At 73.0% G+C, this 22,109-nt stretch carries 19 protein-coding genes; 6 read left to right on the top strand and 13 right to left on the bottom strand.

All coding sequences use genetic code 11. The features are described 5' to 3' along the window. Nucleotides 1-14: 14 nt before the first annotated feature. From ACFZCP_RS02335 to ACFZCP_RS02285, 11 genes are all read right to left on the bottom strand, one after another. A complete protein-coding gene (locus ACFZCP_RS02335) occupies nucleotides 15-764 on the bottom strand; it encodes a spherulation-specific family 4 protein (RefSeq protein WP_391423296.1) in 750 nt (249 codons plus the stop codon). Continuing rightward, on the bottom strand, nucleotides 752-1,711 hold the full coding sequence (locus ACFZCP_RS02330; RefSeq protein WP_362701031.1) for an NAD-dependent epimerase/dehydratase: 960 nt from the start codon (nucleotides 1,709-1,711) through the stop codon (nucleotides 752-754). The genes ACFZCP_RS02335 and ACFZCP_RS02330 overlap by 13 nt, the downstream gene beginning before the upstream one ends. Before the next feature lie 198 nt (nucleotides 1,712-1,909). Beyond that, the gene (locus ACFZCP_RS02325) at nucleotides 1,910-3,202 is read right to left on the bottom strand and encodes a hypothetical protein (protein WP_391423294.1); all 1,293 of its coding nucleotides are present in this window, start codon (nucleotides 3,200-3,202) and stop codon (nucleotides 1,910-1,912) included. Nucleotides 3,203-3,339: 137 nt separating this feature from the next. Then, on the bottom strand, nucleotides 3,340-5,061 hold the full coding sequence (locus ACFZCP_RS02320; protein ID WP_391423293.1) for a DUF3492 domain-containing protein: 1,722 nt from the start codon (nucleotides 5,059-5,061) through the stop codon (nucleotides 3,340-3,342). 203 nt (nucleotides 5,062-5,264) lie between these two features. After that, nucleotides 5,265-7,031 (bottom strand): dipeptide ABC transporter ATP-binding protein, encoded by a 1,767-nt coding sequence (locus tag ACFZCP_RS02315; protein WP_391423291.1) that lies wholly within the window; start codon nucleotides 7,029-7,031, stop codon nucleotides 5,265-5,267. Continuing rightward, nucleotides 7,028-8,026, bottom strand: coding sequence for an ABC transporter permease subunit (locus tag ACFZCP_RS02310; protein ID WP_391423289.1), 999 nt, complete (start codon nucleotides 8,024-8,026; stop codon nucleotides 7,028-7,030). The genes ACFZCP_RS02315 and ACFZCP_RS02310 overlap by 4 nt, the downstream gene beginning before the upstream one ends. Then, complete coding sequence (locus ACFZCP_RS02305; protein ID WP_391423287.1) at nucleotides 8,023-9,075, bottom strand: ABC transporter permease subunit; 1,053 nt, start codon at nucleotides 9,073-9,075, stop codon at nucleotides 8,023-8,025. The genes ACFZCP_RS02310 and ACFZCP_RS02305 overlap by 4 nt, the downstream gene beginning before the upstream one ends. A 4-nt stretch (nucleotides 9,076-9,079) precedes the next feature. Next, nucleotides 9,080-10,798, bottom strand: coding sequence for an ABC transporter substrate-binding protein (locus ACFZCP_RS02300; protein ID WP_391423285.1), 1,719 nt, complete (start codon nucleotides 10,796-10,798; stop codon nucleotides 9,080-9,082). 183 nt (nucleotides 10,799-10,981) lie between these two features. After that, nucleotides 10,982-11,077 carry an Ms4533A family Cys-rich leader peptide gene (locus tag ACFZCP_RS02295; protein WP_391423283.1) on the bottom strand — a complete coding sequence of 32 codons (96 nt, stop codon included), beginning with the start codon at nucleotides 11,075-11,077 and terminating at the stop codon, nucleotides 10,982-10,984. Nucleotides 11,078-11,133: 56 nt separating this feature from the next. Continuing rightward, on the bottom strand, nucleotides 11,134-12,696 hold the full coding sequence (locus ACFZCP_RS02290) for a DUF3152 domain-containing protein (protein ID WP_391423282.1): 1,563 nt from the start codon (nucleotides 12,694-12,696) through the stop codon (nucleotides 11,134-11,136). Between the two features lie 8 nt (nucleotides 12,697-12,704). Then, a complete protein-coding gene (locus tag ACFZCP_RS02285; protein ID WP_391423281.1) occupies nucleotides 12,705-13,766 on the bottom strand; it encodes an alpha/beta fold hydrolase in 1,062 nt (353 codons plus the stop codon). Between the two features lie 359 nt (nucleotides 13,767-14,125). On the opposite strand from ACFZCP_RS02285, the gene ACFZCP_RS02280 reads away from it, so the two are divergent. The 4 genes from ACFZCP_RS02280 to ACFZCP_RS02265 all read left to right on the top strand — a co-directional run bounded on the left by ACFZCP_RS02280 (nucleotide 14,126) and on the right by ACFZCP_RS02265 (nucleotide 15,984). Continuing rightward, nucleotides 14,126-14,350, top strand: a complete 225-nt coding sequence (locus ACFZCP_RS02280; protein ID WP_391423280.1) for a hypothetical protein — start codon at nucleotides 14,126-14,128, stop codon at nucleotides 14,348-14,350. 189 nt (nucleotides 14,351-14,539) lie between these two features. Beyond that, a complete protein-coding gene (locus ACFZCP_RS02275; protein WP_362701057.1) occupies nucleotides 14,540-15,181 on the top strand; it encodes a TetR/AcrR family transcriptional regulator in 642 nt (213 codons plus the stop codon). Between the two features lie 134 nt (nucleotides 15,182-15,315). Further along, the gene (locus tag ACFZCP_RS02270; protein WP_362701060.1) at nucleotides 15,316-15,543 is read left to right on the top strand and encodes a DUF3107 domain-containing protein; all 228 of its coding nucleotides are present in this window, start codon (nucleotides 15,316-15,318) and stop codon (nucleotides 15,541-15,543) included. Nucleotides 15,544-15,714: 171 nt separating this feature from the next. Beyond that, entirely contained in the window at nucleotides 15,715-15,984 is a 270-nt protein-coding gene (locus ACFZCP_RS02265) for a hypothetical protein (protein ID WP_391423277.1), read from the top strand. Nucleotides 15,985-16,155: 171 nt separating this feature from the next. On the opposite strand, the gene ACFZCP_RS02260 is transcribed toward ACFZCP_RS02265, so the two are convergent. Next, entirely contained in the window at nucleotides 16,156-16,902 is a 747-nt protein-coding gene (locus ACFZCP_RS02260) for a ferritin-like fold-containing protein (RefSeq protein ID WP_391423275.1), read from the bottom strand. A 502-nt stretch (nucleotides 16,903-17,404) separates the two neighbouring features. Here ACFZCP_RS02260 and ACFZCP_RS02255 point away from each other — a divergent pair. Then, entirely contained in the window at nucleotides 17,405-20,062 is a 2,658-nt protein-coding gene (locus tag ACFZCP_RS02255) for a DEAD/DEAH box helicase (RefSeq protein ID WP_391423695.1), read from the top strand. Nucleotides 20,063-20,199: 137 nt separating this feature from the next. After that, the gene (locus ACFZCP_RS02250; RefSeq protein WP_391423273.1) at nucleotides 20,200-21,111 is read left to right on the top strand and encodes an alpha/beta fold hydrolase; all 912 of its coding nucleotides are present in this window, start codon (nucleotides 20,200-20,202) and stop codon (nucleotides 21,109-21,111) included. Here the strand turns inward: ACFZCP_RS02250 and ACFZCP_RS02245 are convergent. Then, nucleotides 21,108-22,004, bottom strand: a complete 897-nt coding sequence (locus tag ACFZCP_RS02245; protein WP_391423271.1) for an NYN domain-containing protein — start codon at nucleotides 22,002-22,004, stop codon at nucleotides 21,108-21,110. The genes ACFZCP_RS02250 and ACFZCP_RS02245 overlap by 4 nt on opposite strands. Nucleotides 22,005-22,109: the final 105 nt, after the last annotated feature.

Here is a 22,109-nt window from a genome sequence, read left to right as displayed (position 1 = left end):
TGCCACGGCCTTCTTCATTCCGAGACTCCCGTTCCGACACGCGAGACGACCTCGTCCCAGTAGCCGGGCATGGTCTCCCAGGGGTCGGCGCGACCGCCGCGATCGGTGTGGTCCGTGAAGTAGATCGTCGAGGCCCCCTGCCAGCGGGCGATGCGCAGCGCCTCCTCCAGGTGGCCCCGGGGCACGCCGTGCACGAAGTGGCAGAAGCGGTCGGGCGGATAGTCGGCGGTCCACTCGGCCACCTGGGACCAGCGGTAGTCCGACCAGGGTCCGGAGAAGGTCACCAGCTGATCGGCGTTCTCCGCGTACCCGGGGTGCGGGTGGCTGCCGTGGCCGAGGACGATGTGGGCGCTGTCACTGATCCCCCGCAGGGCGGTGACGGCACGGCGGACCTCGGGGAGCGCGGTGCGCTCGGTGGGGCAGCGGTCCAGCAGGAAGCCGTCGGCGCGGTACCAGTCGAGGTAGCGGTGGGCGTCGCCGAGCAGGTCGGCGAGGGGGCGGGCGCCGTGGATGAGGTCCAGATGGCCGAGGACTCGGACACCGGCGTCGCGCAGCCCGCCGGCCGCCCGCAGACAGTGCGGGTCGGGGCGGGTGCCGGGTCCGCCGGCGACGTTCAGCACGACCCAGTCGACAGGGGTGCCGGGGCGGGTGAGTCCGGCCCACTGGGCGGGGGCGACGAGCGGGTGGGCGTAGCCGGGGACGCCGAGGGCGGTCCGTACGCCGGTGCGTGGGGTTCCTGCTGTGGTGCTGGTCAGATGCGGCATGCCGCCTCCATCCAGATGTCGGCGAGGGATTCTTCGAGGTTGATCCGCGGCCGCCAGCCGAGCCGGTCGCGGGCGGTGCGTACATCGGCCTGCTGCCAGCTGCCGCAGCCGTCCGGGTACGGGTACGCGACCGGGGCCGTGTGCTCGGCGTCGGCGCGGGGGTGGCCCAGGGGGTTGCGCAGCGGCCCGGGAGGGGCGTCGAGTTCGTGGAGGGCACCGCCGTATCCGGCGACCCGGGCGAGGACGGCGGCGGCGTCGCGGAGGCGGACCGCGCGGCCGGAGCCGATGTTGATGACGCCCTGCGCGGCGGAGAGCGAGGCGGCGTGCACGGCGCGCGCGACATCGCGGACGTCGATGAAGTCGCGCTGGACACCGAGGCCGCCGAGCTTGAGTTCCCCGTCGCCGGACTGCATGGCGCGGCGCATGGCCTCGGCGAGCCGTCCCAGCGGGGAGCCGGCCGGGGTGCCGGGCCCGGCCGGCGAGAAGACGCGGAGCACGACGGCGTCGAGGCCGGAGCCGAGGACCAGTTCGGTGGCGGCGAGCTTGCTGACGCCGTACGGGCCGCCGGGGCGGGGCACCGCGTCCTCGGCCGTGGAGGAACCGGGCTGGCTGGGACCGTACTCGGAGCCGCAGCCGATCTGCACCAGGCGGGCGCCGCAGCCGCTGCGGCGCAGGGCCTCGCAGACGGTGGCGACGGCGACGGTGTTGTGCCGGGTGAGTTCGCGGGCGCCGCCGCGAGTGGTGCCGGCGCAGTTGACGACGACTCCGGGGTGGACCGCGTCCAGGAAGCGGGTGAGCGCTCCGGGGCTGCCGGTGGCGAGGTCGAAGCGGACGTCGGCGTCGTCGCCGCGGCCGAGCGCGGTGAGCTGGACGGCCGGGTCGGCGAGCAGGCGGTCGGCGACGAAGCGGCCGAGGTAACCGTTGGCTCCGAGCAGCAGGACCCTCATCGTGCGGCTCCCGGGGTGTGCGCTCCGGCTGCGCCCAAGGCTCCGGACGCTCCGGGCGCTCCGTGTCGGGAGGTGGTCATCTGGTCTTCTCCTTCAGCGGGGTGGTGCGGTTGCCTGCGACGGCAAGGGCGTGGTGCGGTTGCCTGCGGCGGCGGACCGGGCGCGTGCGGCCGCGGCCGGGGGCCGGGGGCGGAAGGTTCACTCGGGTGCTCCGGTGGGCGCGTGGGCCGAGGCCCGGGTGAGGGTGCGCAGGGCGTGGACCAGCAGGGTCAGGGCCGCGGTGCCACAGGCGAGTGCCGGGACCGAGGCCGTGCCCCAGGTGTCCACCAGGCTCTGGACGGGGCTCGCCAGGAATGCGCAGCCGGGCAGCCGGCCGGTCACGAGCAGGGCGGGGGCCGCCGCCTCGGTGGCCGCCGCCACGCCGAGGACGAGGACGGGGGCGTGCCGGTGGTGGTGCACGGTGAGGAGGCGGGCGAGCAGCAGCAGGGCACCGAGCGTGAGGGCCTGCGGGTAGTGCGCGCCCTCGTGCAGGGCGGCGCCGCACAGGGCGAGCAGGGTGGTGAGGGCAGCCAGGAACAGGGCGAACGTACCGAGCAGGAGCGGCCGGGTGGCGGCGGTGAAGTCCTCCAGGCCCCGGCTGCCGACGAGCCTGCGGCCGGCACCTGCGGCAAGGAGGTGCGCGCACCAGGCGGCCGGGGCGCAGGCCAGGGCGAGCGCAAGGGCGGGCGCGAAGGCCACGGTCCACGGGTCGTCCGGGGCGCCGGTGGGCAGGGCGTCGGGGCCGCCCGCCAGGATCGCCCGCAGGAGTCCGTCGCCCAGGAGGGCGTAGCCGAGCAGGCACAGGGTCCACGCGCGGGTGCCGGTCGCCGTGCGCCACGGGGTCGTGCCGGGACTGGCGGCGAGGGGGCCGCGGCGCAGGGCCGCGCGGACCGCGAGGCCGACGGCGAGGAGTCCGCCGAGGGCGAGTGGCAGGCGGCTCTGGCCGTGAGTGAGGCGCAGTCCGGTCAGGACGGCCGCGCCGAGCACCCCGGGCAGAAGGGTGAGCAGGATCCAGTCGGCGCCGAGGCGGGGTACGCGCACGGGCTCGGGGTGCGGGCGCGAGGCGCCGTCGCGGGGCACGCGCGCGTACAGCTCCTCGGCCAGCGAGAAGACGTCACGGTGGCGGAAGCGGGCGGCCGTCCGGTCGGTGATGCCGAGTGCTTCGAGTCCGGCGGCGATCTCCAGCGGGTCCACGGCTCCTTCGCACAGGTCCCGGTGACGGTGGAGCAGGGCCTTCACGGGATCGGCGGCACCGCGCCGGGGGGCGGCGCCGCGGCTCCGGTCGGACTCGGCGCCCGCTCCGCCCCACGCCGGGCCCGAGGACCCCGACAGCGGGCTTGAGGACACCGGCGACGCGCTTGAGGACACCGGTGACGGAGCCGGGGACACCGGTGACGGGTCAGAGGACACCGACGCCGAGCCCGACGGCAGCAACGGCGCGCCCGCCGACATCGCCGCCCACTCCTCGTCACGGGTGTTCTCCGCATCACGGGCATCATGACGAGCGCCGTCACGGGCATCATGACGGGCGCCGTCACGGGCATCATGACGGGCGCCGTCACGGGCGCTCCTCGCCGCGCCGGGGCCGTTCATCGCGCCCCCTCCGCCGAGGCCAGCCGGGTCGCACGGACCGGCGCGCCTGCGGCCCAGCCGGGAACGGCCCGGGCCGTTGCATGGGCCATGGGGCTGGGGCCGGTCCAGCGGCCGGGGACGTGGGCCTCGGGCGGGGTGGCGAACGGAAGGGGTTCGCCGGCGGCGTCGAGGACGACCCGGCGGACCGGGCAGTGCGAGACGATCTCCAGGTAAATGCCGTGAAATGCCGCGATGTTCTGCTCGACGGTGAACAGTTCGAGCGCACGGGCGCGGGCGGCGGCACCCAGGCGCTCACGGCGTTCGGGGTCGCGCAGCAGCGCCACGCACGCCTCGGCGAGCGCCCGCGGATTGCGCGGCGGGACGACGAGTCCCGTGCCGCCGATGACCTCGACCACCGCGCCGACGTCGGTGGACACGGTGGCGCGGCCGCAGAACATGGCCTCGGCCAGGGTGATCGGGAAGCCTTCGACGACGCTGGAGAGGACGACGACTGCGCCGGCGGCGTACGCGTCGGGCAGGGTCGGGGCCTCGGGGCCGCCGATCTCCTCGAAGGAGACCGGGTTGTCGCCCACCGCGTGCACGCCCTCCGCCTCGTCCGGGAAGAGCTGGGCGGCGAGCACCCTGCAGTGGCCCAGGTAGGCCTCGCCCTCGCGTCCGGCGGGGGCGCCCACGATCCGCAGGCGGGCCTTCGGTTCCTCCTTGCGCACCTCGGCGAAGGCGTGCAGCAGGGACACCAGGTCCTTGGCGGGTTCGACGCGCCCGACCCAGACGAGCGTGCCGGGGTCGGCGCGGTCCGGGGACTCGCCGACCTCCGCGAAGCGGGAGGCCTCCATGCCCGGGTGGACGGTGCGGATCCTGGCGCGGTCGGCGCCGCACCGTTCCTGCCAGCGCCGGGCATGGGCGTTGCCGGGCGTGAGGATCGCGGCGCGCCCGTAGACCTCGGCGGCCAGCCGGCCGTGGAAGGCGGCGAGCAGGGCGCGTACGGCGGGGGCGGCGGTGTCGGGGCCGAGGGCCAGGTAGTGCGAGCGCAACGGCACGCCGTACTCGGTGACCAGCAGGGGTACGTCGCCGAAGTGCCGGGCGAGCAGTCCGGGCAGGGCGGCCGGGCCACCCGCGGCGGCGTGGCAGAGGTCGGCCGCGCCGAGGCCGTCGTCGCCGTACCAGTCGAGGGAGAGGGGGCGCAGGGCGCGTTCGAGGTGCGCGGCGACGGTGAGCAGGTCGGGTACGCGCGCCTCGCGCGCCGTACGCAGCGCGCCGGCGGCGCGGCAGGCGCGCTCCAGGGTGCGTACGGCGGTGTCGGAGCGGAGCGCGCCGACCAACCCGCCCTCGTCGCGGGCGAGTTCGGCGAGAGCGTAGAGCGCGCTGCCGAAACGGTCCGCCAGATGGGAGGACCCGGTGGGGGACGCCGCATCGAACAGCGCGTCGGAACCCGCGCACACCACCGCGACCAGTTCCGCATAGCACTCGGTGAAGCGCCGGCGTGCGCGGCGGCCGTGGGCGACCCCGTCGTCCTCGGCCGTCCACAGCGGCGCCGTACGCACCCGGCCGACCTGCGGCGGGAGCGGGACCCGGCCCGCTTCCTCCTGCTCTCTGCTGCGGCTGAGCGCATAGAGGTCGAACTCGTGCTGTGCGAGCCCGCGCACGAGCCGGTCGCACCAGAGCCCGGCGTCACCGCTCACATGCGGATAGCCACCCTCCGTAAGCAGTCCGATGCGCACGTATGCACCCCCGATCTCCCGTGAGTGGGAGCCGTCCTGGTCCCGGCGGCTCACAGCGGAGAAGAACGTATGCGGACAAGGCGGTGGCGCGACGGACGGTTGTCCATCGCGCCACCAAAAGGGGTGAACGGTCGTAACTTTCGCGTGCAGACCGCGTTCTGTCGCGCTATGAGTTCACAGGGTGATTGCCCAGGTGCGAAACGTTACGTCACGGCCGGTTCCCGGCGTGCGGCCCGCCGCCGGGCCGCCAGCTCCGGGTCGAGCGCGGGCACGGCGGCGAGCAGCTGCCTGGTGTACGGCTCGCGCGGGGCTTCGTACACCTCGTCGACGGGGCCGCACTCCACGACCTGCCCGCGGCGCATCACCGCGACCCGGTCGCTGACCTGGCGGACGACGGCGAGGTCGTGCGCGATGAACACGAGCGCGAGGCCGAGTTCCCGCTGCAACTCACCGAGCAGGGCGACGACCTGGGCCTGGGTGGTGACGTCGAGCGCGGAGACGGGCTCGTCGCAGACGATGACGCGCGGATCGGCGGCGAGCGCCCGGGCGATACCCACGCGCTGGCGCTGTCCCCCGCTGAACTCGTGCGGGTAGCGGTCGTAGTGCGCCGCCTCCAGCCCCACGCGCTCCAGCAGTTCGATCACGCGCGCCCGGATGCGCGCCTCGTCCCTCCCCCGCTCCCGGCTTCCCAGGAACGGGGCGCCCCCCGTCCCGCGTGCGCGGAGCGGGTCGGCGACGGACTCGCCCACACTGCGGCGGGGGTTGAGGGAGGAGACGGGGTCCTGGAAGACCATCTGCACGGCCGGGTTCACGCCGGTGTGCGGGCGCCCGTCGTAGCGGATGTCCCCGGCGGTGGGCCGCAGCAGCCCGACCAGCATGCGGCCGAGGGTCGTCTTGCCGCTGCCGCTCTCCCCGACGATGCCCAGGGTCTCGCCCCTGCCCACGGTCAGCGAGATGCCGTCCACGGCCGTGAAAGCCCGCTTGCCGCGCCCGAACTCGCGCCGCAGCCCGGTCGCCTCCAGGACGGCCTCGCCGGGCGCCCTTGTCCCGGCCGCGGCCCCGGCGGCGCACGCCACGTCCCCGGGCCGGGCCGGGGCGGAGCGAGACGTGTCCACAAGCGGCACCCCGGCGACGCGCGCTGCGTCCCCGGAGGGGACCACCACCGCGGCCGAGGGGGCCACCACCGCGACGCGCGGTGCGTCGACGCGGGGTACGGCGCCGAGCAGTTCGCGGGTGTACGCCTGCACGGGCGCCCCCAGGACCGTACCGACCGGGCCGTGTTCGACGGCCCTGCCGTACCGCATGACCAGCACCTCGTCGGCGCTCTCGGCGGCGACACCCACGTCGTGGGTGACGAGGAGCAGGCCCATGCCGGTCTCCTCGCGCAGCGTGTGCAGCAGGTCGAGGATCTGGGCCTGGACGGTGACGTCGAGGGCCGTCGTGGGCTCGTCGGCGATCAGCAGGTCCGGTGCGCAGGCGAGGGCCATGGCGATGAGGGCGCGCTGGCGCATGCCGCCGCTGAACTCGTGCGGGCGGGAACGGGACCGGCGCCGTGCGTCCGGGATTCCCACCCGCTCCAGCACCTCGACGGCACGCGCGCGTGCGGCGCGGCGTGAGGCGCGTGTGTGCAGGCGGTACACCTCGGCGATCTGGTCGCCGATCGCGTAGTACGGGTCGAGCGAGGACAGCGGGTCCTGGAAGACCATGGCGGCCTTCGCACCGCGCAGACGCCGCAGTTCCTCGTCCGGCGCCTCCTGCACGTCGGTGCCGGCGACCCGGACGGAGCCGCCGACCCGCGCTCCGGTGCCCCGGTGCAGGCCCAGCAGGGCGCCGGCGACCGTGGACTTGCCGGAGCCGGACTCGCCGACCAGCGCGAGGGCGGCGCCCTCCTCCAGCCGGAAGGAGAGCCCGTCCACGGCCCGCAGCGGACCGAACTCGACCGTGAGGTCCGTGACGTCCACGAGGCTCATGCGAGTACCACCCGTCGGTCGGCCACCGCGTACAGGACGTCCGCGACGGCATTGGCGATGACCACGAAGAAGCCGACGACCAGGACCATGCCGACGACGACCGGCAGGTCGACGACCTTCACCGCGTGCACCAGCTCCTGGCCGATGCCGGGCAGGCCGAACAGGGTCTCGGTGAGGACGGCGCCGCCGACGGCCGAGCCGACGTTGTTGGCGTTCAGCGCGATGACGGGCGCCAGGGCGCCGCGCAGGGCGTGCCGGCCGACGATGGCGCCCTCGCCCACGCCGTAGGCGCGGAAGGTGCGGATGTGGTCCTCGGCGAGTGTCTCCAGCATCGCCGTCCGGGTGAGCCGGGCGAAGGCGGCCGCCTCGATCAGGGCGAGCGACAGCCAGGGCAGCAGCAGGTTCCACGCCCACTGCTCGGGGTCGTCGGCGAAGTCCACGTACTGCGGGAACGGCAGCAGCTGGAGTTCGCCGCAGACGACGATCATCAGGACGAGACCGAGGACGAAGACGGGGGTGGCCCAGCCGGCGAGCGTGAGAGCGGTCAGCACGCGCTCGGAGAGCCGGCCGCGCCGCCATGCGGACAGCACGCCGGTGCCGACTCCGACCACCAGCCACAGCACCATCGCGCCGAGGACGAGGGACAGGCTGACCGGCAGCTTGGTCAGGATGATGTCCGTCACCTGCCGGTCGCTCTGGTACGACAGCCCCAGGCAGGGTGCCGGGCAGTGCGCCACGGAGGTGCCCGTGGAGTAGTCCTGGCCGGCGAAGATGCCCTCCAGGAAGTGCCAGTAGCGCAGGTAGAGCGGGTCGCCGAGCTTCAGCTGCCGGGCGACCTGGTGCACCTGTTCCGGTGAGCAGCGCGGGCCGCAGGTGATCTGGGCGACGTTGCCGGGGGTGGCGTAGAAGACGACGTAGATGAGCACCGAGAGGGCGAGCAGGGTGATCACCGCGCCCACGGCCCGGCGCAGCAGGAATCCGCCGAAGCCGCTCATGAGGTCTCCTCCCCTGCGGCCCTGCCCCCGCTCCCGAGGCCGGTGCCGAGTCGCTTCGCGGCCCTGTTCTCGTTCCTGCGGCCGGTGCCGACACGCAGGCGGGAGGCCGCGCGCGGGTCGAGGGCGGTGCGCACGCCGTCGCCGAGGACGGTGAGGGCGAGGACGGTGGCGAACAGGGCGCCGGCCGGCAGCAGCAGGTACTGCGGGGCCGCCTGGTACCAGACGTCGGCGGCGGTGAGCATCTGTCCCCACGAGGGTGTCGGTGGCTTCACGCCGACACCGAGGAAGGACAGGGCCGCCTCGGCGGAGATGTTCGTGGGCACCAGCAGCGCGGCGTAGGTGATGACGGGCGCGGCGAGGCCGGGCAGCAGCTCGCGGCGGGCGATCTGCCAGCCGCGCCGGCCGCTCAGCCGGGCGGCGGAGACGTGGTCGAGCCCCTTGAGGGTGAGGGTCTGGGCACGCACGATCTTCGCGATGTTGCCCCACGCGATCAGGCCGATGACCAGGCTGACCAGGACGGGGCGCGGGAAGCTCGACGGCACGATCGCCAGCAGCGCCAACGACATGATCATCAGGGGCAGCGCCACGATGATGTCCGTGACGCGGCTCAGCAGCTGATCGACCCATCCGGTGCCGAGCGCGGAGGCCACGCCGACCCCGACCCCGACGACGACCTGCATCAGGGTGGCCGCGAGCGCGACGGCCAGGGAGACCCGGGCCCCGTACACCAGCCGTGCGAACAGGTCCCGCCCGGTCTGCGGTTCGACGCCCAGCCAGTGGTCGGCGCCGATGCCGCCGAACGGGCCGACGGGCACGCCCCCGCGTGCGGAGTCGATCAGGGAGGGGTGGTAGGTGGTCGGGTCCTGGCCCTCCAGGGCGGTGAGCAGCGGCGCGGCGAGCGCGACCAGGACGAGCAGCGCGACGACGGCCGCGGCGACCAGGGCGGCGCGCTGCGTCCGCAGCCGCCGCCAGAACTGACGGGCCCCCGAGACCCCCGGGACGGGTGTGTCCGTCCCGGGGGCGCGGGAGGCGACAAGTGCCTGGCTCACGGCTCTACTTCACCGCTGCCTGGGAGATGTCGAGGACGCCGGTCCAGTCGCTGATGACGATGTTCCTGACGTGCGAGCCGTACAGGCGCTTGTAGACCGGGTGGAACAGCGGCACGACGAGGGCCCGCTCGCCGATCTTCTTGTCCAGTGCGCCCCACCGCCGGGCGGCCGCGTCGAGGTCGGTCAGCTTGTTGATCGCGTCGATCTCGTCGTTGACCGACGTGTCGTCCAGCAGGCCCGTGTTGAAGTTCGCTCCGTCCTTGACGATCTGACGGCCGTCGAAGATCGGGGCGAGGAAGGGGCCGCCGGAGGGCCAGTCGGCACCCCAGTGGGCGAGGAAGAAGCCGGGCTCGGTCTTCACGCTGTGGATCTTGTCCCGGTAGTCGTTGTCCTCCAGGCCCTGGAGCCTGACCGTGATGCCGGCCTTCTTCAGGGCGTCCTGGACGGCGGTGGCGATCTCCGGGCTGGTCTCGAAGTTCTTGTCGTTGGAATGCGTGAGCGTGATGGTCAGCCCGCTCTTGTGGCCGGCCTGGGCGAGCAGCTCCCTGGCCTTGGCCGCGTTGCCCGTCCTCCCCGCCGGGAAGGGGTCGTACGGCGTGTGGCCGAAGGACTTCTGGTCGGGCAGGAAGGTGGTGGCGGGCTCGGCGAGCGCCGAACCGCCGGCCGCGTTGACCACGGAGGAGCGGTCGACGGCGTACGCGATGGCCTGCCGCACCCTGGGGTCGTCGAACGGCTTCACCTTCGGGTTGAAGGCCAGGTAGTTGGTGTAGCCGAAGTGGCCGGTGCCCACGCGCGCGGCCAGTTCGCCGTCGCCGGTCACCCTGGCGAGTTCGGCCGGACCGAGGTTGGTGTCCGTGGTGACCGCGGCCGCGTCCGCGCCCTGGGACGCGGAGAGCCGCTGGTTGATCACGGACGAGTCGAGGCCGGAGCGTACGTCGATGGTGTCCGGGTACGCCTTGCGCTCGGCGTCGACGGCCGTGGACCAGTGCGGATTGCGCTCCAGGACGAGGTGCTCGCCGTCGTTCTCGTTCTTGACGACCTTGTAGGGGCCGGACGAGACCGGGTGCTCCTCGTACCTGGTGCCCGTGTCCTTGCTCTTGGGGACCGGGGTGAACTGCGTCTGGGTGGCCAGGAACGGGAACTCGCCCTCGGGCTTGTTCAGGTGGAAGACGATGGTCCGCGCGTCGGGCGTGCCGATCGCCGACAGGCCCTTCTTGTCCTTGTAGGGACCCTGGTAGTCCGCCGCTCCGGCGAGCCAGTCGCGCAGGTAGGGGGCGCCGCCGGAGAGCTCGGGGGCGAAGGAGCGCTCGATGCCGTACTTGATGTCCGCCGAGGTGATCGGGGTGCCGTCCTCGTACGCGAGTCCCTTCTTCAGGGTGTACGTCCACACGGTCGCGTCCTTGTTGGGACGCCCGGTGTCGGTGGCCAGGTCCGGGACGACCTTGGCGCCGGCCGCGCCGTTCTCGCGGTTGCGCGTGGTGAGCGTACGGAACACGAGCGAGGGGACGTTGCCGCCGCCGGAGGTGTAGAGGCGGGCGGGGTCGAAGTCCTGCTGCGGCTCGGAGTTCAGGACCGTGAGCGTGCCGCCCTTGTGCGGCGCCAAGTCGCCACCGGAGCCCTTGGCATCGCTGTCCTTCGGGCCGCAGGCGGCGGCGCCCGCTGCCACGACCAGGGCAAGCGAAACGGTCGCCACGCGGGCGCTGTTCACGGACGGTTGACGCATCGGAATGACGACCTCTCGGGAACGGATCGAGAATCAGGAATCTCGAAGAGTGAGACATGTGGACGAGGAGTGAGACGGCTGCGGACAGACGTCGGCCCCGGCGTCGGGTCGTCGAAAAATCCGTGACACGGCCACGGAAGGAGAAAGAACAGAAGGTCGCGACGCGAACGCCAGGAGGCGGCGTCAGCGACAGTGGACGTCGGACACGCAGAGAGCGGTCACGCCGATCAGCGCCAGCTCTATGGCGGCGCTGCAGGAGACGGCATGACTAGACCACATGCGCAAGAATATGAACGATCCATCGACGCATGTCAATGTGGCCTCAGCGGCAGCTGTCAACTCCTGGGATAGGGCCAGGGGTTGGGCAGACAGTGGATTCCGTCGTGGTCGAGGAACTTGGTCTGCTGCTGCATGACCGGAGCCAGTTCGCCGTCCTTCTGGCACGACACATGGCCGTGGCCGAGCCGGTGGCCCACCTCGTGATTGATGAGCATCTGCCGGTACGCATACATTTTGTCGCCGTATGTCTTGCTGCCCTGCGCCCACCGGTAGGCATTGATCATCACGCGCTCGGTGGACGCGGAGTCGCAGGAGACGTTCTCCTCCGCGGTGTCCAGGTCGGACTTGGCGCACCACTTGGCGGTGGTACCGGGGCTGGCCAGCGTGATCACGAAGTCGGGCTTGCCGGAGGAGATCCGCTCGAAGGTACGGACGCCGCCGTGGGCCCAGCTGCGGTCGTCGTTGAGGGTCTTCTGCACGGCCTCGGCGAACAGCACACCGTCCAGGCCGAGCCCCTTTTCGACGTCCACACGGTAGGTGTACTTCTGCCCCTTGCCGGGTGCCTTGTCGAAGCCCGGGACGGTCTCGAACTTCCCCGGCCCCTGCAGCCTGGGGCCGAGCAGGTACTTCCGGTCCATCTTCTGCTCGTACGTCAGCGCCACCACGCTCGGCGCGGCCGAGGGCGTCGTCTGCCCGTGCCCACGGGCGTCGCGCGCCTGGTCGGTGGCGGACGGGGCCCGTGCACCCGTGCCGTCCCGGTCGTCGACGACCTGGCCTGCCACGACGACGGCGAGCACGGTGGTCACGGCGGCGGCCGCGATGCCCGTGAAGGCCCGTCCCTTGCCGCCCGTGCGTTGCGCGGGCACACCGGTGGGCGGCGCGCCGTCGCCGTCCCCCGAGCCCGTGCCGGCACCGCCGGCGGCCGTGTCCGCACCGGGGCTGCGCGACTCCTGCGTGTCGGCCGCCCCGCCGCCGGAACGGGGTTCGAAGACGTCGACGTCCTCGCCGAAGGCGTCGAGATACTCCTGCCGGGGTCCGCCGCCGGAGCCACTGCCCCGGCCCCGCCGACGCGCCTGCCCCTGTCCCTGCCGCGGAAGGGTGACACCGGGCCCGCCCGCACTCTGCCTCACCGCGGAAGCGGCTCCGGCTCCGCCGCCGGCCGGCCCCGCGAACTCGCCCCAGCCGCCCCCGCCTTCACGCTGCTCCGGGTGCCCGCCCCGGGCCGGCGGAGCACCACCGGGCGACCTCGGCACACCTCGCGCAGGCGTGCCGTCGGGAAGCCTCGGTACACCGTGCACCGGCATGCCATCGGGAAAGCGGGGCACGCCGTGCGCCGGCGTGCCGTCGGGAATACGGGGCACGCCATGGGCAGGGGTGCCCGGCGGAAACCCGGGCGCGCCCTGCGCGGTGCGCGGCGGCCCGTAGTCACGGGCACCGCTGCCCGGTGCCTGGCGCTGGCCCGGCAGGACGGGCCGCTGGGCCGTACCCGGCGCACCAGGGCCACCCGGAGCCCCCGGGGCACGGGGCGCATCGGCGGCGGAACCCCGTTCGTCTCGCTGTGCTGTTATGTCCGCGGGGCCGTTCTTGGAGTCCGGTCCGCGGCGGCTGTGGCGTCCCACCTGTGTCCTCAGCTCCCCACGCCCGTGGCGGCGACGCCGCCGCTCCCGGTGGATCCGGCACCCGGCGCCGCGACCGCACCACCACCCCCGGACCCGCCCACGCCCAGATCGCTCAACTCCCCTGCGTCCTCAAGGAGTTCCCGGAACGCCAGGGCGACCACCTCCGGGTACTCCATCATCGCCACGTGCCCCGCCTCCGGCAGGGACAGCAGCCGGGAGTCGCGGAAGGAACGGGCGGCCTTGCGGGCCATGCGGAAGCCGACCAGCTGGTCACGGCCGCCGTAGATCAGCAGGGTGGGCGCGAGCACGCGCTCGGCCTGGCGCCACAGCCCGTGCTGGCCGCCGAGGGTGTAGGCGTCGACGATCCCGCGCGCCGAGCGTGCCATCGCGTCCCAGAAATAAGGCAGTTGCAGCCGCCGTTCCAGTTCCTCCACGGCATGGCCGAAGGCCTCCGGCGAGACCCGCCCGGGATCGCCGTAGCACAGGGCCATCACTCCGCTCACCCGCTGCTCGGCCGTCCACTCCTTGGTGAGCCGGTTGAAGAGCGCGGCGATGCCGGGCACGCCCAGCAGCGCCGTCGGTACCGCGGTCCGCTGCACGCGCAGCTCCGGCAGGGCCGGCGAGACCAGCGTGAGCGTCCGGACGAGGTCGGGGCGTACGGCGGCGACACGCGTGGTGACCGCTCCGCCGAGGGAGTTGCCGAAGAGATGGACCGGACCGCGCTCGGAGGCGTCGAGGTAGCGGATGACCGCGCGCGCGTGTCCGGTGACGGAGTAGTCGCCGTCGTCCGGGGGCGGGGAGTCGCCGAAGCCGGGCAGATCGACGGCCTCGCCGTCGACGAGGCCGTCCAGTTCCGCCATCAGGGCCGACCAGTTCTGGGAGGAACCGCCGAGCCCGTGGATGTAGAGCGCGGGCGGCAGACCCTCGCGCGCGGGGGGCCGTGAGCGGATGGACAGGGTGACCCCCGGCAGCCTCACCGACCGCATCCGCTCGCCCTCGCCGACCCGGACGGGCGCCACCCGGGGAAGCACACTTGCGGCCGGCACGGACGGCGACTCGGTCGAAGACATGCGGCAATGTTACGAGACGATCACGCTGTGGTTCATGTGTTCGCGGTCACAAGAGGGACTCGCCGTGTCGGATACGCGCTGCGCCCCCGACCGAGATCGCACGGCCGGACCGCATGACAGGCCCGCACGACGGACCGCACGGCCGGACCGCACGCCCCCACCGGAACTTCTGGTCGCTGATCAGCGAGGGACGCACGGCGACGCGCACCAACCACGGGCCGGATCCACGGGCCCGGACCGCGCGGCGAACAGGCTTCCACGGCATGGCGTCCGGATCTGGTGTCTCCTAGGCTCGTACCGAGGGCACCCGTATGTGGCCCCTGCTGCTTCCAGGGACATTCGTAGGAAGGGAGCCCACCATGGCCTATGACCCAGTCGAGCCGGACGTGATCGAGGATCTGGCAGCCGACGACATCCCGGAGCTCGACGTCGAGGCCCCCGAGGGCGACACCGTCGAGCAGCATGCAGACATCGCGCCGGACCACGACGCCCCCCTGACGGGAGTGGATCCGGACCGCGGGAACGAGGCCGATCTCATCGAACAGGCACGCGTGGTCTCACTGGACGAGGACGACTATCGCTGACCCCCGCAGGACCGCGCGGGACCGCACGGACCCCCGCGGGCCACTGCTCCGGACGCGCAAGGTGGGCTTCGCGGCTTTCGTCGCCGTCCGGTACGTGAAATTCTGCGCTCGCACCGCGCACACCACGGTTACCGAAAAGTACGATGGCCGCGCGGCCAACACCGCATGTGGACGACTTTGGGAGGCGGCGTGACAGCCATCGAGCAAACTGAGGCAGCACGCCCGCGTGGCACCCGTCTGCCACGCCGCGCCCGACGGAACCAGTTGCTGGGCGCTGCCCAGGAGGTCTTCGTCGCACAGGGCTATCACGCGGCGGCGATGGACGACATCGCCGAGCGGGCCGGCGTCAGCAAGCCGGTGCTCTACCAGCACTTCCCCGGCAAGCTCGACCTCTACCTCGCTCTGCTGGACCAGCACTGCGAGTCGCTGATCCAGGCCGTGCGCAGCGCGCTCGCCTCGACGACCGACAACAAGCAGCGCGTACGGGCGACCATGGACGCCTATTTCGCGTACGTCGAGGACGACGGCGGCGCCTTCCGTCTGGTCTTCGAGTCGGACCTGACGAACGAGCCCGCGGTGCGCGAGCGCGTCGACAAGGTCACCAACGACTGCGCCGAGGCGATCTGCGAGGTCATCGCGGAGGACACGGGTCTGTCGCGCGCCGAGTCGATGCTGCTCGCCTCCGGCCTCGGCGGTCTGGCCCAGGTGGTCGCACGGTCCTGGCTGCACAGTGACCGCAGCGTGCCGCGCGACCAGGCGGTGCAGCTGCTGACCTCGCTGGCGTGGCGGGGCATCGCCGGTTTCCCGCTGCACGGCAACGAACACCACTGACGGTCGTTTGTTCCCACGGTGTGTTCGCTGTTGGCGTTCCGGCCCGCAGCGTGCACGTCCCCTCTCCGGGCTAATGTGTGCTGCGTACGGCGCGGAAGATCGCGCACATCACTGACCGTCGGAGGGACATAGCCGTGGAGGTCAAGATCGGCGTGCAGTACGCGCCCCGCGAGATCGTTCTGGAGAGCGGTCAGAGCGTCGAAGAGGTGGAGCGCCTGGTGTCGGACGCGTTGGCCGGCAAGACCCAGCTGCTGAGCCTCCAGGACGAGAAGGGCCGCAAGGTGCTGGTCCCGACGGACCGCCTGGCGTACGTGGAGATCGGGGAGCCGACCATCCGCAAGGTGGGCTTCGGCACGCTGTAGGTCCGAGTCACGGAGGGGCCCGGCGGCACTGTGCCGCCGGGCCCCTCCGTGTGTGGAACGTGCGCACAGATGGAGCACAAGTCGTCCACAGGCGATGATTGGATTCCGCAGGTCACGGGTATGACCGGCTACGACCGTGAAGCGCGGGCCGGCCGTGGGAGGGACCCCGTCATGATCCTGGAAGCAATCGGATCCGCCTTGCTCGGCCTGGTCCTTGCCTGGGCGGCGACACACCGGTTCGCGCACCGGCTGCCCTCCCGCCCCCTCGTCTTCTCGACCGGCGTCGCCGGAGCCCTCTTCGGCGACTTCGTCACCCACAGCGCCCTGGGCCCCGACAGCTTCCTGCTGAGCCTCCTGGGCGCCGCGATCGTCTCGGCCGCCTCCCTCTCGCTCCTCCTGCGCCCGGCAGGCCGCCTGCGCCGACGATCAGCCACGGCGTAGCAGAAAAGGAGCGCGGGGAACTACGCCAGGGCGGCACCGCAGCCAAGGAGCGTGAGGAACTACGCAAGGGCGGGACCGCCCCCGAGGGGCGCGGGGAACTGCGCGACCGGCCACGGAGAACCCGCAGCCGCGTCGACGGCCGGAAGCCACCCCCGGGCGGCGCAACGGCTCTCAGGCCGCAAGGCCCAGCGCAGCCATCCGCTTGGTGTGCGCCTCGGTGATCCGCGAGAACATCCGGCCGACCTCGGCGAGATCGAACCCGTCGGCCACCCCGCCCACGAGCATGGTCGACAGCGCGTCCCTGTCGGCGACGACCCGCTGCGACTGCGACAGCGCCTCCCCCATCAGACGCCGCGCCCACAGCGCGAGCCGCCCGCCGACGCGCGGGTCGGCGTCGATGGCCGCACGCACCTTCTCCACCGCGAAACCGGCGTGCCCGGTGTCGTCGAGGACGGCGAGGACCAGCTCGCGCGTGTCGGAGTCCAGCCGGGCCGCGACCTCCCGGTAGAAGTCACTGGCGATCGAGTCGCCGACGTACGCCTTGACCAGGCCCTCCAGCCAGTCCGACGGCGCCGTCTGCCGGTGGAAGCCGTCCAGGGCCGCGACGAACGGCTCCATCGCCTCGGTCGGCTCCTCGCCGATCTCGGTCAGCCGGTCCCGCAGCCTCTCGAAGTGGTGGAACTCGGCCGAAGCCATCTTCGCCAGCTCCGCCTTGTCCGCGAGGGTGGGCGCCAGCTTGGCGTCCTCCGCGAGCCGCTCGAACGCCGCCAGCTCTCCGTACGCGAGCGCGCCGAGCAGATCCACGACCGCGGGACGGTACTGCGGGTCCGCGGAGGCCTGCGCCCAGTCCTGGGCGGCGACACCGGTGGGTGCGGCGGAGGCGGCGGACGCGTTCTCAGGCTTGTCAGAGCTAGTCATGAGGCGCACAATAGCCCGCTTGCCGTACCTCGGAAGCCCCTGGTCAACCACTGTGACCACGACTACGTGACCAAATCGGCCATCGCATGTGCGCGATTCCGGGGTATGGTGGTAATGCGCCTGCTGAGTGCGTCGTGGCTAAACGACGTACTCCGAACAGGGCGCACGCATGAGGATGCCCGGTCGGTGGCCCGATCGGCTCCGACCCGACAGCCCTCCCTGGCCGTACTTCAGTACGTACGACGACCGGAGGGACACCCTCAGCGGTTCGAGCGCTAGAGCGTCGGCAGAGGTCCCGTGTCTTACGGCTTGCCCGAGTGGTTCGCCCGTACGGCAGCCGACGTCCCCGGCACGGTCAGTCATGACCCCCGCGCTCGCCTCGCGCCGCGCACACAGAAGAGGCATGACCCTGACTACGACGTTTCGAGAACTCGGAATCCTCCCCGAGACCGCTGAGGCCCTGGACGCCGTCGGCATCACCACTCCCTTCCCCATCCAGGAGATGACCCTTCCCGTCGCCCTTTCCGGCACGGACGTCATCGGCCAGGCCAAGACCGGCACCGGCAAGACGCTGGGCTTCGGCCTCCCGCTCCTGGAGCGCGTGACCGTCCCCGCCGACGTCGAGGCGGGCCGCGCGCGGCCCGAGGCCCTCACCGAGGCCCCGCAGGCGCTCGTCGTCGTCCCCACGCGCGAGCTGTGCACGCAGGTGACCAACGATCTGCTGACGGCCGGCAAGGTCCGTAACGTGCGCGTCATGGCGATCTACGGCGGCCGGGCCTACGAGCCCCAGGTCGAGGCCCTGAAGAAGGGCGTCGACGTGGTCGTCGGCACCCCGGGCCGTCTGCTCGACCTCGCGGGCCAGAAGAAGCTGAACCTCAAGCACGTCAAGTGCCTGGTCCTCGACGAGGCCGACGAGATGCTCGACCTGGGCTTCCTGCCCGACGTCGAGAAGATCATCAACATGCTTCCGGCCAAGCGTCAGACCATGCTGTTCTCGGCGACCATGCCGGGCGCGGTCATCGGCCTCGCGCGCCGCTACATGTCCCAGCCCACCCACATCCGCGCCACCGCGCCGGACGACCAGGGCGCGACGGTCGCGAACATCAAGCAGTTCATCTACCGCGCGCACTCCCTGGACAAGCCGGAGATGGTGGCCCGCATCCTGCAGGCCGAGGGCCGCGGGCTCGCGATGATCTTCTGCCGTACGAAGCGGACGGCCGCCGACATCGCCGAGCAGCTGCAGCGCCGCGGCTTCGCCTCCGGCGCCGTCCACGGCGACCTCGGCCAGGGCGCACGCGAGCAGGCGCTGCGCGCCTTCCGCAACGGCAAGGTCGACGTCCTCGTCTGCACCGACGTCGCCGCGCGCGGCATCGACGTCGAGGGCGTGACCCACGTCATCAACTACCAGTCCCCCGAGGACGAGAAGACGTATCTGCACCGGGTCGGCCGTACCGGCCGCGCTGGTGCCAAGGGCACGGCGATCACGTTCGTCGACTGGGACGACATCCCGCGCTGGCAGCTGATCAACAAGGCGCTGGAGCTGGACTTCAACGACCCGGTGGAGACGTACTCCAGCTCCCCGCACCTGTTCTCGGACCTCTCCATCCCCGAGGGCACCAAGGGCACCCTGCCGCGTTCGGAGCGCACCCGCGCCGGACTCGACGCGGAGGAGCTGGAGGACCTGGGCGAGACCGGCGGCCGCGGTGCGCGCGGTCGCGGTGGCCGGGGCGGCCGCGACGGCCGTGCCGAGTCCGCCGGCAGCCCGCCGGCCGAGCGGGAGCGTTCGGAGCGCACGCCGCGCCGTCGCCGCCGCACGCGCAGCGGTGCAGTCCTGGACGCCTCCCCCGCCACGACCGCCGGGGCACCGGCCGCCGAGACCGGCGCCGAGGAGCAGACGGCGACCCGCACCCCGCGCCGCCGTCGCCGTACGCGTGCCGGAGCCCCCTCCCAGGCGGCCACGGCCGCTGCCACGACCGTGGTCACCGAGGCTGCCGAAGCCGCCGTGGACACGGCCGAGGGCACCGGAGCCGCGCCGGAGACCCCGGAGCAGCCGCGCCGCCGTCGCACGCGCAGGTCGGCGCAGACGTCCGAGGCGCCTGTGACGCAGACCAGCACGCCGGTGGCTCCGGCCGAGGCGGCTGCGGTGGTCGAGCCCGCGCCCGCGCCGGTGGCCGCCGAGGCCGAGGTCGCCACGGAGGCGTCCGAGCCGAAGCCGCGTCGCCGCACCCGCAAGACGGCCGAACCGGCCGCCGAAGCAGCGGTCGCGACGGCCGAGGGCACGGACGAAGCCGCCCCGGCCAAGCCGCGCCGCACGCGGAAGACCGCCGCTGCCGCCGCGGACGCCGTCGAGGCTGCCGAGGCCACGGCGGAAGCTGCCGAGGCCAAGCCGCGCCGCCGCACCCGCAAGACGGCCGAACCGGCCGCCGAAGCGGCGGTCGACGCGGCGGAGGCCGTGGAGGCCAAGCCGCGGCGCACCCGCAAGGCCGCCGCTGCCGCACCGGAGACGGTGGAGGCAGAGGCTGAGGCGACGCCGCGCCGCCGCACCCGCAAGACGGCCGAGCCGGCCGCCGAAGCAGCGGTCGCGACGGCCGAGGGCACGGATGAAGCCGCCCCGGCCAAGCCGCGCCGGACGCGGAAGACCGCCGCCGCCGCACCCGAGGCGACGGAGGCCGAGGCCAAGCCGCGCCGCACCCGCAAGACCGCGGCCGCCGCCGAGGCCACCGCGGACACCGCCGAAGGCACGGAAGCCAAGCCGCGCCGGACGCGGAAGACCGCCGCTGCCGCACCCGAGGCGACGGAGGCCGAGGCCAAGCCGCGCCGGACCCGCAAGACCGCGGCCGCCGCCGAGGCCACCGCGGACACCGCCGAAGGCACGGAAGCCAAGCCGCGCCGGACGCGGAAGGCCGCCGCTGCCGCACCCGAGGCGACGGAGGCCGAGGCCAAGCCGCGCCGCACCCGCAAGACCGCCGCGGCTGCCGCTGCCGACAGCGCGGTGGACGGGAGCGAGGCGGTCGCGCCCAAGGCACGGCGGACCCGTAAGGCCGTTGCCGAGACGGCCGCCGCGGAGATTCCGGCGCAGGCCACCGAGGAGCCGGAGGTCAAGCCGCGCCGTCGTACCCGCAAGGCCACGGCGGCGGTTGCGGAGACCGCCGAAGCCTGATCGGCGCACCGGTTCGACGACCGGACAGCGCAACGCGTCACCCCGACGGGCCGGCCCACTTCTGTGGGCCGGCCCGTCGGCGTCCTTGCCTCGCCCCCGCGCTCTGCCCGTCGCGGCGTGCCCGATAGCCTCTCCCCATGAGCAGGCCTGCCACCTTCGTCCCGCCCCCCGGCGCCCGTGCGTACTCCCTGCGGACGGCGCGCGGTGAGTTCGCCGTCGTCGACGCGCCCGCGGCGGACGGGGTCGAGCCCAGGGGAGTCGCCCTGCTGCTGCCGGGGTTCACCGGGAGCAAGGAGGACTTCAACCCGCTGCATGTGCCGCTGGCCGAGCGCGGGTACCGGACCGTCGCCGTGGACGGGCGCGGACAGTACGAGACCGACGGCCCCGAGCGGGACGAATCCGCCTATGCGCAGCAGGAGTTGGCGCAGGACGTGCTGGCTCAGGCGGAGGCGGTCGGGACGCCCGTGCATCTGCTGGGGCACTCGCTGGGCGGGCAGATCTCGCGCGCGGCCGTGCTCATCGACCACTCCCCCTTTCTGTCGCTGACCCTGATGGCCTCGGGGCCGGCGCAGATCTCGGTCTCCCAGCAGCAGCGTGTGAAGCTGCTGCGGGACGCGCTCGGCGTGATGACGATGGCCGAGGTGTGGGACGCGATGCAGGCGATGGAGGCGATGGAGGCTCCCGAGGAGACCGCCACCGGGGGGCTCGACGGCGGTCTGGACGACCGCGAGGATCTGCGGCGCCGCTGGCTGGGCAACAAGCCGGCCCAACTCCTGGCCACCGGGCGCCAGTTGTGTTCCGAGCCGGATCGCGTCGCCGAACTGGCCGCCGTACCACTGCCGTTCCACGTCCTGTCGGGCGCTCTGGACGACACCTGGCCGCTGGCGCTGCTCGACGGCATGGCCGAGCGGCTGGCGGCGCGGCGGACGGTCGTCGAGGGTGCCGAGCACTCGCCCAACACCGATCAGCCGCTCGCCACGGCCGCCGCGATCGCCGCCTTCTGGGACGAGCACCCGGACGGGGCGCGCCCGGCGGGGCCGGCGGACTAGTACTGCGTCTGCAGGTGCTCCCAGAAGCCTTCCCGCAGGGCGTGCCGCAGGTCTCCCTGGCCGCGTAGCGAGTACTGGAGCACGCGCTCCGCCTCGACCAACAGGTCCTGGTCGACGGAGCCGGGCAGGCGGGGGTGGCCGGGCAGCAGCTCGGCCAGGGACTCGCGGCCCCGTGCGGCCAGCCACTTCGCCGCGATCTGGGCGCCGACGAAACGGACGTCCTCGCGGGTGGGCCGGGGCCCGGCGGCGCTCTCGTAGGCGGCGGCCGTGCGGCGGGCGACGTAGGGCTTGAAGAACTCCAGGTCGAGGGTGCGCTGGCTGTCGACCTCCCAGAGCAGCGGTTCGGCCTGGTTGCGGCCCTCGGGCGCCTCGATGCCCCACAGGTGGACGCGTGCGCCGTAGCCCTGGGCCGCCTCCACCGCCGACACCAGGTCCTCGTCGCCGCCGAGGAGGGCCGCGTCGCTGATCGCGCGGTGGCGGGCCAGGGACTCCAGGTCGGAGCGGATGAGGGAGTCGACGCCCTTCTGCTGGTTGTTGGCGTTCAGGTTGCCGAGGCGGACCTTGACGTCCGGCAGTTCGGCGATGGACTGCTGCTCGGCGGTGTGGATGCGGCGCCGGGCACCGTCGTACCAGTAGACGCGCAGCAGGCGGCTGTCCGCGAAGATCGTGCGTGCCTTGTCGATGAGCGCGTCGATCAGGCCCTCGGCGTCGAGGTCGAAGGCGCGGCGGTCCTCGGTGCCGGCGACCAGCCGGCCCGCCGCCGCATACAGATAGCCCGCGTCGACGAAGATCGCGTGGGTCGAGGGCGTCTTCGCCACCTCGGCGAGCATGCGTTGCAGCAGCTCGTTGGTGCGGTCGATGCGGCCGGTGAGGGCCGCCAGGTCGTCGTTCATCGCCTCCATTGTCCCGGCGGTCACGCTGCGAACACAACTGGTCCCGGGCGGTCCACCGCGCCCTGCTTACCAGTCAGTAATTAGACGTTCGAAAAATTTCTTTAG

Source organism: Streptomyces sp. NPDC007971 (genome assembly GCF_042958635.1).
Classification (GTDB): Bacteria; Actinomycetota; Actinomycetes; order Streptomycetales; family Streptomycetaceae; genus Streptomyces.
Note: the sequence above shows the minus strand (reverse complement) of the source record. Positions and strands in the feature narration are given on the sequence as shown.